Source organism: Paenibacillus tundrae (genome assembly GCF_030812775.1).
GTDB classification, from domain to species: Bacteria; Bacillota; Bacilli; order Paenibacillales; family Paenibacillaceae; genus Paenibacillus; species Paenibacillus tundrae_A.
This window is the reverse complement of the sequence record NZ_JAUSTI010000016.1, coordinates 81297-95558: the sequence shown is the minus strand read 5'-3', so window position 1 is coordinate 95558 and position 14262 is coordinate 81297. Positions and strand designations below refer to the sequence as shown.

The window sequence follows — 14262 nt, the reverse complement described above, 5'->3', positions numbered from 1 at the left end:
AGTTGATATAGAAATGAAGAGAGAAGGGTTCCATTGAATACGACGGGAAATTCCAAACGCAGTCTCATTTTGGCGGGTTTGCTGCTAGCAACCTTTTTGTCCGCCATTGAAGGTACGGTCATTGGGCCGGCAGGGCCGACGATCGTCAGTGAATTGGGCAGTGTGCAACTGCTTAGCTGGATATTTACAGCTTATCTGCTCACAATGGCGGTTAGTACCCCGATTTTTGGTAAAATCAGTGATTTGTATGGGCGGAAGCCTGTATTCTTAATCGGCTGTGCTCTGTTTATACTCGGTTCGTTACTATGCAGTTTCTCGCAGAATATGGAGATGCTCATTGTTTTTCGAGCCATCCAGGGGATTGGCGCAGGTGCGGTAGTGCCTGTGACGTTTACGATTATTGGAGATATCTATCCGATTGAGGAACGGGGCAAAATTCAAGGCTGGATCAGCTCAGTATGGGGAATTTCATCTCTGGCTGGACCGCTGCTCGGCGGTTATTTTGTAGATAATCTAGGTTGGCAATGGATCTTTGGCTTTAATGTGCCGTTTGGTTTGTTAGCTATGTGGTTTGTATTTCGTTATTTGCATGAAAATGTGTCACCACGTACTGCCAAAATTGATGTGATGGGCGCGCTGACCTTCACTGTTGGAATTACAGCACTGCTCTTTGTTTTGTCAGCGGGTGGACAGTATTACGCGTGGAGTTCTCCGTTGATCCTGGGGCTCAGTGCGGTAGCTGTAGCTTTTATCGTATTATTCTTCATGGTTGAAAAAAGAGCCGAAGCTCCGATGGTTCCACTTCACCTCTTCCGCATTCAAGACATTCGTGTGGCGAATATCGCTGGGCTGTTAACCAGCTCACTGATGATCGGTCTTACGAGTTATCTGCCACTGTGGGTGCAGGGTGTGCGTGGGGGAAATGCGACTGAATCCGGATTGTTGCTTGCGCCAATGTCTGTTGGCTGGCTGATCGGCAGTGTGTGGGCAGGTCGACTCTTGATGAAGATTGGATCGCGTATGACGTCACTTATTGGACTGACTGGCATTGTAATCGGTTCAGGCGGATTATTCTTGGTCGGCGGTTCATCGCCGCAGTACGTGTTGTTTGTTCTGACCTTTATCTATGGACTTGGGTTTGGCTTTGCATTCACAATCTTCACCATCATTGCTCAGTCATCTGTAGGATATCGGGAACGGGGTTCATCCACTGCACTACATACGTTCATGCGTACACTAGGACAAACGATTGGTGCTGCAGCTTTTGGTACATGGTTGAATTATCGAATCTCAACATTGTCCAGTGCACAAAATCTTGCGGCTGCTGGTATCTCCGATCGGGATCTGAACGAATTGCTGGCACCTCATACGGAAACGGTTTTGTCCGACGATCAATGGCGGTTGCTGCGAAGTGTGCTTGAGGGCAGTTTGCATTCCTTGTTCATCATTATGTTTGTGATTGCGATTGTATCTTGGGTTGCTACGCTGGCTCTACGTAAACGCCTCATGGTTCCAGAAGACGCAGATGCCCCACAGCAAGTACAAGGCTCCGTGCAAGTGGCTGGTGTGAAAAAGGAGAAAAAATAGTAAAATGGCTATCCATCACTACATGTAAAATATAAATAAAGGCAGCCTAAGGTGGCTGCCTTTTTGCTACTTATTAACTACTTGTTAGATTGCTATTTTTAAGTTTATTCAGCTATTGGCTGATAACCGATCTGCGCCAATCGCCAGTCGCTCTAGTAAGTCAGCGAGCATCGTCTTATCTTCTTCGCTCAAGCCACTGACAGCACGATCAATCTTGTGAGCATAGCCTGGATAGATATCATCCATTGTGCGCTGCCCTTCCTCTGTCAATTCCACAAATATAATCCGTCTGTCCTGAGGACAGTGTTTACGGTGTAAAAGTCCTTTTTGCTCTAACTTATCAATAACATACGTAACATTACCACTCTGTAAGAGAAGCTGTGCCCCAACCTGTTGAATAGGCTGTGCCCCCTTCATATACAGAACTTCAAGTAAACCATATGCTGTAGGATTGAATCCATGCACTTTGCTTCCAGATACAGCGTGTTCATTCACGCTCTTAAATGTCTTGGCCAAGGTGCGGTACAGATGAAGAGAACGTTCTGTTTCAATTTCTTGTAATTCTAGCATGCTGATCCCGCCTTTACAGTTAGTTATATGGGGTAATACGTTGACGTTTGACGATTTCGAATTGTCGCCATGACTGTATTGTAAACCTCTAATTCTACGAAAAACATGCGATATGTCACAAGATCTGCATTTTTAGCATTTAAAATTTAATCATTAATCAACTTCAATAAAATACATATGTAGGTGATCCAATCTCCGATTTATAACGTAACAGAAAGAGAAGAAGGAGCTAGGAGTGCAATATTGAATAATGGCATTCCTCATAATGAGATGAAGGCGGTAAGATACTTTAAATTTAAAGTTTTTGCTACGATACCGTTTGAGTAAACGCCTTCACGTTTAATGAGGAGCAGGCACAAATCCCTGTATTCTAATTATTCCTAGGGGAAAACTCATAATATGCCTTGTCCCACCAACGCAACAAGCGAAAGGGGGTGAAGCAACTTGAAGGTAAAGCTACCCAGATCGATTGTACGTCTTGCCAGTATACCACTGGCTGTCATTACAGGAGCCTTGGTAATAAGTTTGGGTTCATCGCATGTTTATGCGGGTGATGCTCAGGCCGCTTCAGAAAAATCCTCCAATGGATTGTCGCTGAATTTGTTCTCACGTGATTCGGAAGGTGGGTTGAACCTGACTCCATCCGTATCGGTATCAACACCATTACTGGATGTTGAGGTTCCATTGATCAAAGCGGATGCTTCGGCAGGCAAGCTGAGTGTATCTGAGCTTAAGGTAGATACACCGCTTGGATCGGCTGGAACATCAGAGATTGGTATCGATGCCAATAAGGGAACCGTAGAACTGCCGTCTGTGCAGGCGGATACACCGATAATTCGGGCAGATGTATCGAGCAGTCAGGTCAACCTGAACGAAGGAATAGCTTCCTTGCCTAGCGTTACCGCAGAGGTACCCGAGGTCTTTCAAGCAGAGACGTCTGCTGTGAAAACAGACCTTCGGCAGGGCAAGGTTGAACTACCTTCCGTAAAGGTAGATGTACCTGAAGTGACTTCGGTGAATGTCTCTTCCTCTGGTGTAGATCTGCGTAAAGGTAAAGTTCAGCTTCCATCGGTGGAAGCATCAGTTCCAGCCGTAGGTGTATCCTCAGAAGTTGATCCTGGTAAAGGATCGGTGGACATTCCCTCGGTGAAGCCGGAACGCCCTGCGAGTACATCAGAACACCCGGTGGATGTGGAAACACCGAAAGCTCTAATTCCGAATACTATTGAATCTTCTGATATGGCATCATCCCCGGACAACACAGAAGGACAAGATGTAGTACAGGTTACAGGCAAGGTGACTGAAGTTACCCCTGAATCGGCTCTCCGTCCAGAAGGTATTGTCCCGCAGGCATTATCAGTGGAAAGAGCCGATCTGATTCAACATTCTGATGTGAATGTAGGATTGCCAGATAACGAGCAGTTTCTTATTGATCAACCATCTGTGAAACCGATTGTTACTGAGCAAGTACAGAGTAAGGCAGATGCAAGTGTGAATAAAGCAGACACACGTGTAGTGTCTCCCTTGCAGCCACGTGCAGAGCAATCAACAAGCTGGAATGTGGCAGTAACTTCTCCAGCAGTTAGTGCTTATACGGGTACAAGCTCAAGCTCGTCTGGTGCAAATGGAGGTGGAGCAACCGCTCCAACTGCTGCACTTCCGGGAGCAATAAAGAACCAAGTCTTGTCAGATGATGATGTTGGCTTTCGAATAGAACAGCTCGATGGATTCAGTCAATGGTCACAAGCGCCGCCAGGGCGGCCGCCGCAATATACCTCTTTCTCTCAATAACACTGGCGTTAATTCAACCAAAAATGAGAAGGAGTGTATATTATCATGAAAAAAGTGAATCGTTGGGTAAAATTGTCGGTATTGTCGGGTACGTTGGTTGCTGGATTGCTGGGAGCTACGCAGGCAACTTATGCAGACAGTTATAGTAATAACAGCAATGGTAATCTGGATCTAAATGCAGGTTTGCGTCTAGAGTTAGGATCTCTACTGTCAGGACAACGTGATACAAGTTACGGCAATCAAGGCAGCTATGGAGGTTCATCAAGTGCAACCGGAGCATTGAACTTGGATCTGGGGCTGAATGCTGGCGTATCGTCTGAGAGTACAAGCCGTTACAATAGTCATTCTTCCGATTATACAAGTGAGCGCACTAGCTCAGGCAAGTTAGGTCTTGGCCTGAATGCCAATGTCTCGGGAGAAGGTACAACGATGAGCGATTATTCACGAAACGGCGATGAGCGTAATGTGAACAGTAGCTATGCGAGTGAAAGCCGTGGTGCACTGGATCTGGGTCTGAACGCAAAAGCGGAAGGTGAGAGTGCCACATGGGCTCAATCTGAACGCACCAACAGCGTGAAAGATCGTGAACGTACTACGAGCAGCAGCTATGCAAGCGAAAGCCGTGGCGCGTTGGATCTTGGTCTGAACGTAAATGCGAAAGGCGAGAGTGCGACGTGGGCTCAATCTGAACGCAATAACAGCATGAATGACCGTGAACGTACGACGAGCAGCAGCTATGCGAGTGAAAGCCGTGGTGCACTGGATCTGGGTCTGAACGCAAAAGCGGAAGGCGAGAGTGCAACAATGGCTCAATCTGAACGCAACAATAGCGTGAATGACCGTGAACGTACGACGAGCAGTAGCTATGCAAGCGAAAGCCGTGGTGCGTTGGATCTGGGTCTGAACGCAAAAGCGGAAGGCGAGAGTGCAACAATGGCTCAATCCGAACGCAACAACAGCGTGAATGACCGTGAACGTACGACGAGCAGCAGCTATGCAAGCGAAACCCGTGGTGCGTTGGATCTGGGTCTGAACGCAAAAGCGGAAGGCGAGATTGCAACAATGGCTCAATCTGAACGCAACAACAGCGTGAATGACCGTGAACGTACCACGAACAGCCGCTATGCAAGCGAAAGCCGTGGTGCACTGGATCTGGGTCTAAACGCTAACGCAGAAGGTGAAAGTGAAACGATGACTGTGGTGGAGAACAATCGGTAATATGAGATTTTCACTCTAATAGGAAGAAGCAGGGGCTCCGGAACCCCTGCTTCTTTTTTTCTATAATGAAATGCCTAAAATGATCAAACATTTAACTCCATAACTGAATTACAATAATAAGAAAGAAGCAACCGAGCACCGAATTAGGATAGGAGTGAGTAGTATGGAGACAGCAAATGAAAGCATGATATCTCTTCAAGAGTCTGTGTTGGACGTACATATTAGTGAAGCTGGTTATGTGGCAGGGCAGTCTACGATCCGAAACATCCATATTCATGTGTCACCTGGTGAGCTGGTGGGTATCATCGGCCCGAACGGAGCGGGTAAAAGTACCACGATTAAGACGATGTTAGGTCTACTTGAACATGCCAATTATGAGGTGAGGATTGGGAGAAAGGGGCGTTACGCGTATATTCCGGAACAGCCTGTTTTTTACGAGTATATGACGCTGTGGGAACATCTTGATCTGGCTGCTGCTGCATATGAAATGGAAGAGGATATATTCATTACTAGAGCAGAAGAGCTGCTGGTTCGATTCGGCATGGATCATGTTCGAGATGATCTGCCCGCCAGTTTCTCCAAAGGCATGCGTCAAAAAATGATGCTGATGATCGGATTTCTCTCCTCCCCGGATGTATATATTGTAGACGAGCCTTTCATTGGTTTAGATCCGCGTGCGACGAAGGATTTCCTGAAGCTACTGGATGAGGAACGCTTGCGGGGTGCAGGGGTTCTGATGTCGACACATGTGTTAGATACGGCGGAGCGGATATGTGATCGTTTTATCCTCATCCATGCAGGACACTCGGCTGCAGAAGGAACGCTAGATGAGATTCGGGCTGTAGCAGAGCTGCCAGAAGCATCGTTATTTGACTGTTTTGACATACTGACTTCCTGATACCAAGGATGGAGAGGAGCTGATAGAGGTGGATGGAGCAGCCAAATCTAGGCGGTATACACCTTTAAGATTATATCGACGTAGGCACAAAGAGCATCTCAGAGAACAATGGAAGAACCTAAAGCTTGTGATAGATTGGACTGTTTGGCTATACCTGCTGATTCCGGGTTTACTCTATCTGATTGGATGGTATGTCAGTCTGTGGAGCAAACCGTTGCCGCTCTGGGCTTCTAATACACCCCTGACATTATTAACACTGATCATCGAAATCGTGATGTTGACGGGTGGTGTGCTTCTTTTTGTGGAAGAGGCCGATGTATTATTTCTGAAATCGCAGAAGCGTTGGATGCAAACCCTAATGCGTCAGGGGATGTACCGAGCGTGTACACTCCATATAGGCAAAATGTTGATCGTTACTGCTCTAACCGCACCGTTATGGTACCGGGTATATGGCATGTCCATTTCTGAGATCCTGCTTCTATGCATCTGGTTCGGTACAGTTGCTTCGTTTCAAGCCATTGCATTACATATGATCAAAGTTCGTTATAACGGATGGCGACGCGGGATACGGATCATTCCTCTAGCGGTAGCAATGGGTATCATTTTTATCACAGTCACCTCATCTATTTACGCACAGATTAGTGCTCTATTCATCGCGTTGGGATGTACAATCTTTCTGATCATTCTGCTCGGTCGTATCCGACTACAGCTGCAAGGAACGTTTGAAGGGGATGTGCGTGAAGACTTACGAGCGAAGGTGAAATTAACAGCTATCTTAATCAGCCAGGCGGTAAATAAACCGAAGGCTCCGCGTACCAAAACGATGATATTTCGTAAACCGCGCAAACTATTGCGAAGTCGTACCATTGCCAACCGTACTGCCGAAACGGCATACAAAGCCTTTTTTCGCGAATCATCGACATTAAAATTGTACTTTCAGATGGGCAGTCTATCGATTGCCGCAGTTGCTCTGCCTCCTTTTCCCGTGAATGTCATCGTGTGTGGGTTGTTGATTATTATGCTGACAGTCATGTTTTATCGTTCATGGGATCACTTTGCTACTTCGGATTATGTACAACTGGTCTCATATGATTCAGATGCATTGCATCGGGCAGGGTTGATGATGGTACGGATGCTCTTTGTGCCGATTGGCATTCTGATGGGTGTAGCGCTTGGGTTAACCTGGCTCGGCTGGATGGCAAGTATACTTACCGCGGTGGGTGTTGTGGCAAGTGGGCTATTCGTTTTATCTGTGGCAGGGTGGATACGACTGACTCGCAGTAACTAAGTCATCTCTTCCTTACAAGAACCGCATATCAGGCTGAATATCTGACCATGCTATAGGAGATATATCTCATTAGTGGAAGATAAGACAAGCCCAAACGTAAGGAGGAAAAAGATGATGATGAGTGATGGTGAAATTCAAGTACAGTTTGCAGACCCCAATGCGTTGCTTGCCGCACAAGCAACACTGAATGAGCTTGGTTATAAGCCTTATCAGTCTGGGCCACTCGAACTGTACATTCCTACGGATCGTCAAGATCCTCAGTCGGCTGTAGAGATTGTACAATCTCATGGGGGAAGCGCCGTATTTGCTTCTGCAGCAGATGCTGCTAACGCATTTCAGGAATTCTCCATTCCAGCACATATGGTGAATGAGGATTGGAGTGAAGGGTACGCAACTGGATTACAGGAGAGTCCTTCTGGACAGACTCAGCATAACCGAGATAACGATCCTACATTTGATGATTCAGTAGATGGTTTCTCAGGCAGTGTGAAGGCGTAAAACGGTTCTTTGATGGTTATCAAAACTTCAATGTATTCCAAAAGAAACTAGAAATATGAAGTCACAGGTAACAGTCTTCCGACAAACGATTAGAAGCTAAAAAAGACCTCCAAATCACCTATTGGGATTTCGAGGTCTTTAGGTTGTTTATTTTTACGTGTAGCTCATTCGTGCAATTGATTAGATAGATCCCTCAAGTTTAGCTTATCGTCATCCTCAAATCACTGTTAACTAGTTATACACGAGCGTGTTTGTATTCAGCCGCATGCATACCAGCCGTGTAGCCTGTAGAGAAGGCAGCCGTGATATTATAACCGCCGGTGTAACCATGAATGTCCAGAACCTCACCGCAAAAGAATAGTCCAGGCAGTAGCTTGGATTCCATCGTTTTAGGGTATATCTCCTTTAAGTGGACTCCGCCGCCCGTCACAAAGGCCTCTTTGAGCGAGCGAGTTCCGTCTACACGGAAGGTAAAAGATTTCATTAGACCGCATAGTGTACTAAGTGTACCTTTAGGAAAATGGTGATAGGTAAGGTCGTCGCTGATCTCAGCACGTCTCATCAGTAAAGGGATCATGCGTTCAGGAACCCATGTTTTCAAGATGTTTTTGACGGCTTTGCGGGATTCTTGTTCCAGTACCTGCTGAACCTTATTTTCCAAAGCACCAGGAGATAGATCTGGGAATAGATCAATGCTCATCATGACTTGCGGATTCCCCGATTTCATCTGAACTTTACGAATGAACTGACTGCAACGTAGCGCAATAGGGCCGGATACACCAAAATGGGTGAAAATCATATCCCCTCGATGGGAAATGACAGACTTCCCTTTGGCATCGAGAACGGAAAGTCCTACGTCTCGTAGTGATAATCCCTGTAACTCTTTGGATTGAATCCAACTCTCACCAGAGACGATGGGCACTTCTGTTGGATATAGCTCGGTGATCGTATGCCCAGCAGATTCAGCCCATGGATAACCATCACCGGTTGATCCAGTTTGAGGTACAGACTTACCTCCAGTGGCGATAACGACCGAGCGTCCAGGCACAGTCTCCCCAGAAGCTAGCTTTACACCCTGAACTTGTTGACCATTATGAATAAGCTCTTTCACGGGTTCTTTGGTGCGAATTTTTACACCGAGGGAGACGATTTTACCTACTAATGCATCAACAACCGTTTTGGCTTTGTCTGTCACAGGAAACATTCTCCCATTATCCTCTTCTTTGAGGGCAATTCCTAGATTCTCGAAAAAACGCATAATGCCCTGATTGTCCAAATTTTGAAAAGAACTATATAAAAAGCGCCCATTGCCGGGGATATGCCGGATCAATTCATCTGTTTCCTTCGCATTGGTCACATTACAGCGACCCCCACCAGAGATACCCAGCTTGCGCCCCAGTTGGTCGCCTTTATCCAGCAGAAGCACAGAAGCTCCATGCTCAGCAGCGGCAACGGAGGCCATAAGACCAGCAGACCCGCCACCGATTACGATTACATCATACATACAATAATTACCTTCTTTTTATATTGATTTTGTAAAATCCATTTGCCATCTATCTACAGTGGAATTGCATATAGCCAGATATAGATTTAGATGACCTAGTTTATCTATATCTTGTGCCTAGAATGTTAAACATCGAATCATGCAGGATTATGCCTAAATGGTTCAGTTTTTTGACCATTCATAGTGTATTTCAAGTTCTATTATGCAGTTTTAAGGGATATATTGTAATATACTGTCGCCTATGTTTTAATCAGAAATAATGAGGGAATGTACAGGCGAGGAGGGAGATGGCATAGTGGTTGCTTTGAAAGACATTCTTTTACAAATGCTGCTGGCAGGTGCAGCAGTATTCCTAATTCCCTTATTTTATCTTGGGATCATCAAGCAAACGATGGCCAAGCTCGAACGTACCGGAATGATGCAGATCGGTCTTGCAATTACCAGCGCGTTAAGCATGCTGCTCTGTTTGCTCTTTGCTCTACATGCCAATATTGGAAATATTCCAATCTCCTTAAGTATTGTACCTCTTACACTTGCCATATTATACTGCAAACCCGCAATTGGCTTGACGTTATCCATTCTTCATTTATTATACTACTGCCTCTTTGCGCATTCCTATAATCTGTACGGATTTCTAGTTCAAACAGGTATTCTTCTCTATCCTATTGTATGGTTGTCAGCAGGACGATTCAAGCATTATACACGTACTCGCAAAATGACGATGGTCATCTCCATAACTGCAACAGGGCTAGTTGTAGCCAGTGTACTGTGCATTCTGCTGATGGACAGCAATCCTTCGTTAACCCTTTTTCCAAGTATATTGATTACACTAGGTTATACGCTAGGCGCCATTATGGTAGCAGCCTGCAGCGTCCTTTGGATTGAACATATGAAGCATTACCGTGGTCTCGAGCATCACTTATCAGAAGTCCATCATCAGTACATATCGGAAACGGAACAACTTCATCAGATTCTCAACGCTGTGCCCTTATCCATTGCTACTGTAGATAAACAAGGAAATGTGAAATTCGTCAACGATACGATGGAACAGACCGCAAAGGAACAGCTCCCGTGTACAACAACGCCAGATTTAATCGGCCACCCAGCCAGTCAATTTGTAGAACAAGCTCAGGCTGACAAAATGGAAAGAAGTATTCACAAAGCCCTTGTTCATGGTGAAGTCGATGGATTAACCGTACGTTACGGTTCCCATGTATTTCAATCAAGAACGGTACCCATCTATGCATTCTCGACCGACCAGTCTAGAGAGGTCACTGGAGCAATGTTAATTATTCAGGATATTACTGAACTAGAGATGCTACGAAGTGAGCTCGACAATGTAGACCGTTTGAGTTTAGTGGGGCAGATGGCGGCGAGCATTACGCACGAAGTTCGAAATCCGATGGCAGTTGTACGTGGCTTCCTTCAATTAATGCAGGAGAAGAGTCCCGATACGCTGGATCACTATTATCGCATTGTGCTGGAGGAGCTGGACCGGGCGAACAGCATTATTAATGACTTTCTGTCGCTTGCTCAAGATCGCATTGCCGAGAAAGAGGAATATCAGCTCCATGATATTATCCATGAACTCAGTCCATTATTGTGGGCAGATGCGAACCTGAGAGGTCAGAGCATCGAGCTTATGTTAGCGCATAATGTACCGAAGTTACATTTGAATTCCAAAGAAATTAAGCAGGTTGTGCTTAATCTGGCTCGCAATGGGATGGAAGCGATGTGTGAGAAGGGGGTATTAACCCTAGAAACCCGTGTTGTGGATGATAAAGTAGAGCTCTGTGTACGGGATACGGGCTTAGGCATACCACAAGCAGCTCAGGAAAAGCTATTTGAACCGTTCTACACGACAAAAGCAAAAGGCACGGGGTTAGGGTTATCGATGTGTCTGAGTATTGTTGAACGGCATAACGGAACAATTACTGTTGAATCGGAAGAAGGCAAAGGAACGACCTTCAAAGTCGCCTTTGAGCAATAAGATTTCAGCATATTTTGCCAAGAGGAAAGACATACTACAGATGGAGCAAGCCTTCCCGCAGGTCGTGTCTGAACCTTGCTTTCATTGCTTAGCGATGTATAATAGGAATAGCACATCATGGAAACCGTTTTTGTATTGACGGGGAACATGTGAATGTGATTCTATGGTCTTTAATTTTCTCGACAATAATAGAATAATCATTTTTAAGGAGTGAAACGAATGTCTATGTCATTTGATCAATACATGAAAGATATGGTTCAACCGATGCGGGATGAACTGACTCGCCTGGGTATTCAAGAACTGCGTACACCTGAGGAAGTCGAAGCAAGTCTGCCAGATGCCAAAGGTACAGCGCTGGTCGTAATCAACTCGGTATGTGGATGTGCTGCAGGTCAGTGCCGTCCAGGAGTTGCTCAAGCATTGCAAAATGATCTTACACCAGATCACTTGTATACCGTTTTTGCTGGACAAGATAAAGAAGCTACAGCTAAAGCTCGTGAGTTCTTTGCACCTTATCCGCCGTCTTCTCCATCCATCGCACTGATGAAAGACGGAGAACTCGTTCACTTCATCGAGCGTCACCAAGTGGAAGATCGTTCCGCGGAGGAAATTGCTGCTGAGCTTACCAGCGTGTTTGATCGTTACTGCCGTTAATCAGCTCATAAAGCGCCCCGCCCTTCGGATGACCGATGCCGGGGCGTTTCATTTTGAGTAGATAAGGTTATTGAACCATTCGAACCTTTCAAGTGGAACATCAAATTTCATTCTTTAGAAACGGGGTGTGATGAACGATGAGTTTGCAACAACAGATCATCGCTGAATTGAAGGTTAAACCAAGTATTAATCTGGAAGAGGAAGTACGCACACGTGTGGATTTCCTGAAAACGTATGTGAAAAATTCCGGCACCAAAGGATTGTTAATTGCAATTAGTGGCGGTATCGATAGTGCTGTAGCGGCAGCGCTTTGCAAAAAAGCAACGGACGAGCTGACAGCGGAGAATAATCAAGAGTACAAAACACTCGGCGTATTCCAGCCTTATGGTGAACAACAGGACATCGCTGACAGCTATGCGGTAGCCAAAGCGTTTGACCTGAAACATGTGGTGGAAACCAATATCGAGGATGCGGTTAATGAGATCGCACTTGAGGTAGAGCAAGGCTTCAAATCCATGGGCAGCCCACGTCATATGACGCACCAAGGCAAAGGCAACGTAAAAGCAAGAACACGTATGGTCATGCAATATGCGCTTGCTTTTGAAGAGAGTTTACTTGTAGTGGGTACAGACCATGCTTCGGAAGCGATCACAGGCTTCTATACCAAATGGGGCGATGGCGCGGTAGATATTACACCACTTAGCACCTTGAACAAACGCCAAGTACGTCAACTCGCTGCGCATCTGGGTGTTCCACAAGAGATTCTGGACAAGGCACCATCCGCAGGACTGTGGGAAGGCCAGACCGATGAGACGGAGCTGGGCATCTCTTATGAAGCGAACAGTGATTACCTGGAAGGCAAGCAGATTGATCCTGCTGCACAGGAGAAGCTTGAGGCGTTCTATACACGCACACATCACAAACGTAATGCCATCCCTGGCATCTAATAGAAGTGTAAGTTCATCAAGTTTAAAGATTAAAGTTTAAGTAACGCTCTAACTATAAGATGTGTTACGTTACTTCATGATGTTAATCATTAAGCTTGTAAATCTACGTCCGAATTAAAGAAGACTCTGTTTCCACCATATGCGTGGCTACAGAGTCTTTTTGTGGTGTTTGCTATTTTATTAAGACATCCAACTGTCATGAAATTCGGTTATTTTGAAAGATTCCATTCATCAATCTGTCGAAGAGTTTCGGATATCGCTTGTTCAAGCTGCGGCGTTGTTTCTTGGAATGGATGTACGGTGTTGAAGGTATGGTTTCCTCCCGGAATCTGCAGCCACGGAATATCCGGACGGGTTTGTACCAGTGTGGATGAGCCATCACGAAGGCGTGCGCTGTCCTCTGATCCTTGAATGAGGGCGACGGGGAGTGTGGATTGCGTCAGACGTTCAATGATGTTATACCTTGACTTGTGTTGATCAAGGTCTTCCAGAATAGACACGTCCAGAGGCATCTGTTGTCCGGTTCTTCCGTTCGTAACGTAGCTACGGCCGTGAGTACGCATTTCTTCTTTTTGCTCAGCAGTGAATAAGTCTAGATTGGTTACGCCGTTCCAGGAGCATACACCTGCGATCTGTTCAGGGTGATCCAACGCGTAGACAAGACTTACACCAGCACCACGGCTGTGTCCAACCAGATATACGGGCAGATTGCCAAGCTCAGGCTGCGTAGAGACATATTCAAGCACGAGGGCAAGATCGCTGAGTTCCTGGCTATAGGTGTTTACGGCGAACTTCTCAAGCTCGGTAAATTGCTGCAAATCTTCCCCTACACCATTATGAGAGAAGTTAAAGGTCAGCACATGATAGTTTTCACTCAATTGAGAAGCAGCATAAGGGAACATACCCCAGTCTTTGAAGCCTTTATATCCATGGACGACGATGAGGATACCTTGAGCCGATTGACGGGCAAGAAATGTATTCCCACGAATAACGGAATTATCGCCCGTGGGTAGTTCAAACGCTGTAGACATGTAGCATTCCTCCTACGTATATTTCGTGACTTATCCTACACTGAACCATTCATTCGCCTAACGATGTGGAACTAAATGGAACGCGAACGCATTTGTTCTCCAAATGCTCGTTGGTAAGTATTTTAACATACGGAATATATTCGGATATACTCGCATCTAGGTTCTCCTCCTGCTACAATAGAATACGTGTTCGGATGTACCTTGCCTTATTGAGTTAATCTCTGGATGGAGAGAGATAGAATGGGGTTTCTGTTCATGTAGTTTAATTAGAGTAACGAAGCGAAGT

12 protein-coding genes are annotated in these 14262 nt (G+C 45.7%); 9 read left to right on the top strand and 3 right to left on the bottom strand.

Annotated elements, in window-relative coordinates:
* Positions 1-33: 33 nt before the first annotated feature.
* Entirely contained in the window at positions 34-1587 is a 1554-nt protein-coding gene (locus tag J2T19_RS22705) for an MDR family MFS transporter (protein WP_145052239.1), read from the top strand.
* Positions 1588-1695: 108 nt separating this feature from the next.
* Here J2T19_RS22705 and J2T19_RS22700 read toward each other — a convergent pair whose 3' ends face one another.
* Complete coding sequence (locus tag J2T19_RS22700; protein ID WP_056697214.1) at positions 1696-2157, bottom strand: MarR family winged helix-turn-helix transcriptional regulator; 462 nt, start codon at positions 2155-2157, stop codon at positions 1696-1698.
* 444 nt (positions 2158-2601) lie between these two features.
* On the opposite strand from J2T19_RS22700, the gene J2T19_RS22695 reads away from it, so the two are divergent.
* The 5 genes from J2T19_RS22695 to J2T19_RS22675 all read left to right on the top strand — a co-directional run bounded on the left by J2T19_RS22695 (position 2602) and on the right by J2T19_RS22675 (position 7850).
* The gene (locus J2T19_RS22695) at positions 2602-3948 is read left to right on the top strand and encodes a hypothetical protein (protein WP_307219845.1); all 1347 of its coding nucleotides are present in this window, start codon (positions 2602-2604) and stop codon (positions 3946-3948) included.
* A gap of 45 nt (positions 3949-3993) precedes the next feature.
* On the top strand, positions 3994-5166 hold the full coding sequence (locus J2T19_RS22690; RefSeq protein WP_307219843.1) for a hypothetical protein: 1173 nt from the start codon (positions 3994-3996) through the stop codon (positions 5164-5166).
* Between the two features lie 163 nt (positions 5167-5329).
* Positions 5330-6064, top strand: a complete 735-nt coding sequence (locus J2T19_RS22685) for an ABC transporter ATP-binding protein (RefSeq protein ID WP_307219841.1) — start codon at positions 5330-5332, stop codon at positions 6062-6064.
* Positions 6065-6092: 28 nt separating this feature from the next.
* Entirely contained in the window at positions 6093-7352 is a 1260-nt protein-coding gene (locus J2T19_RS22680) for an ABC transporter permease (protein ID WP_307219839.1), read from the top strand.
* 111 nt (positions 7353-7463) lie between these two features.
* The gene (locus J2T19_RS22675; RefSeq protein ID WP_145052254.1) at positions 7464-7850 is read left to right on the top strand and encodes a hypothetical protein; all 387 of its coding nucleotides are present in this window, start codon (positions 7464-7466) and stop codon (positions 7848-7850) included.
* Between the two features lie 235 nt (positions 7851-8085).
* Here J2T19_RS22675 and J2T19_RS22670 read toward each other — a convergent pair whose 3' ends face one another.
* Positions 8086-9354: a BaiN/RdsA family NAD(P)/FAD-dependent oxidoreductase gene (locus J2T19_RS22670; RefSeq protein ID WP_307219837.1), complete on the bottom strand. Its 1269-nt coding sequence runs from the start codon at positions 9352-9354 to the stop codon at positions 8086-8088.
* Between the two features lie 295 nt (positions 9355-9649).
* On the opposite strand from J2T19_RS22670, the gene J2T19_RS22665 reads away from it, so the two are divergent.
* The 3 genes from J2T19_RS22665 to nadE all read left to right on the top strand — a co-directional run bounded on the left by J2T19_RS22665 (position 9650) and on the right by nadE (position 12945).
* Positions 9650-11344 (top strand): two-component system sensor histidine kinase NtrB, encoded by a 1695-nt coding sequence (locus tag J2T19_RS22665; protein WP_307219835.1) that lies wholly within the window; start codon positions 9650-9652, stop codon positions 11342-11344.
* A gap of 219 nt (positions 11345-11563) precedes the next feature.
* Positions 11564-11998 (top strand): BrxA/BrxB family bacilliredoxin, encoded by a 435-nt coding sequence (locus tag J2T19_RS22660; protein WP_056697197.1) that lies wholly within the window; start codon positions 11564-11566, stop codon positions 11996-11998.
* 137 nt (positions 11999-12135) lie between these two features.
* Entirely contained in the window at positions 12136-12945 is an 810-nt protein-coding gene (gene nadE / locus J2T19_RS22655) for an NAD(+) synthase (RefSeq protein WP_145052263.1), read from the top strand.
* A gap of 209 nt (positions 12946-13154) precedes the next feature.
* On the opposite strand, the gene J2T19_RS22650 is transcribed toward nadE, so the two are convergent.
* The gene (locus J2T19_RS22650) at positions 13155-13976 is read right to left on the bottom strand and encodes an alpha/beta hydrolase family protein (RefSeq protein WP_307219830.1); all 822 of its coding nucleotides are present in this window, start codon (positions 13974-13976) and stop codon (positions 13155-13157) included.
* Positions 13977-14262 lie beyond the last annotated feature (286 nt).

Coding starts and splice junctions, on each gene's coding strand:
- J2T19_RS22650 (WP_307219830.1), bottom strand. CDS start 13,976: ATGTCTACAGCGTTTGAACTACCCACGGGCGATAATTCCGTTATTCGT.
- J2T19_RS22675 (WP_145052254.1), top strand. CDS start 7,464: ATGATGATGAGTGATGGTGAAATTCAAGTACAGTTTGCAGACCCCAAT.
- J2T19_RS22660 (WP_056697197.1), top strand. CDS start 11,564: ATGTCTATGTCATTTGATCAATACATGAAAGATATGGTTCAACCGATG.
- J2T19_RS22685 (WP_307219841.1), top strand. CDS start 5,330: ATGGAGACAGCAAATGAAAGCATGATATCTCTTCAAGAGTCTGTGTTG.
- J2T19_RS22700 (WP_056697214.1), bottom strand. CDS start 2,157: ATGCTAGAATTACAAGAAATTGAAACAGAACGTTCTCTTCATCTGTAC.
- nadE (WP_145052263.1), top strand. CDS start 12,136: ATGAGTTTGCAACAACAGATCATCGCTGAATTGAAGGTTAAACCAAGT.
- J2T19_RS22670 (WP_307219837.1), bottom strand. CDS start 9,354: ATGTATGATGTAATCGTAATCGGTGGCGGGTCTGCTGGTCTTATGGCC.
- J2T19_RS22690 (WP_307219843.1), top strand. CDS start 3,994: ATGAAAAAAGTGAATCGTTGGGTAAAATTGTCGGTATTGTCGGGTACG.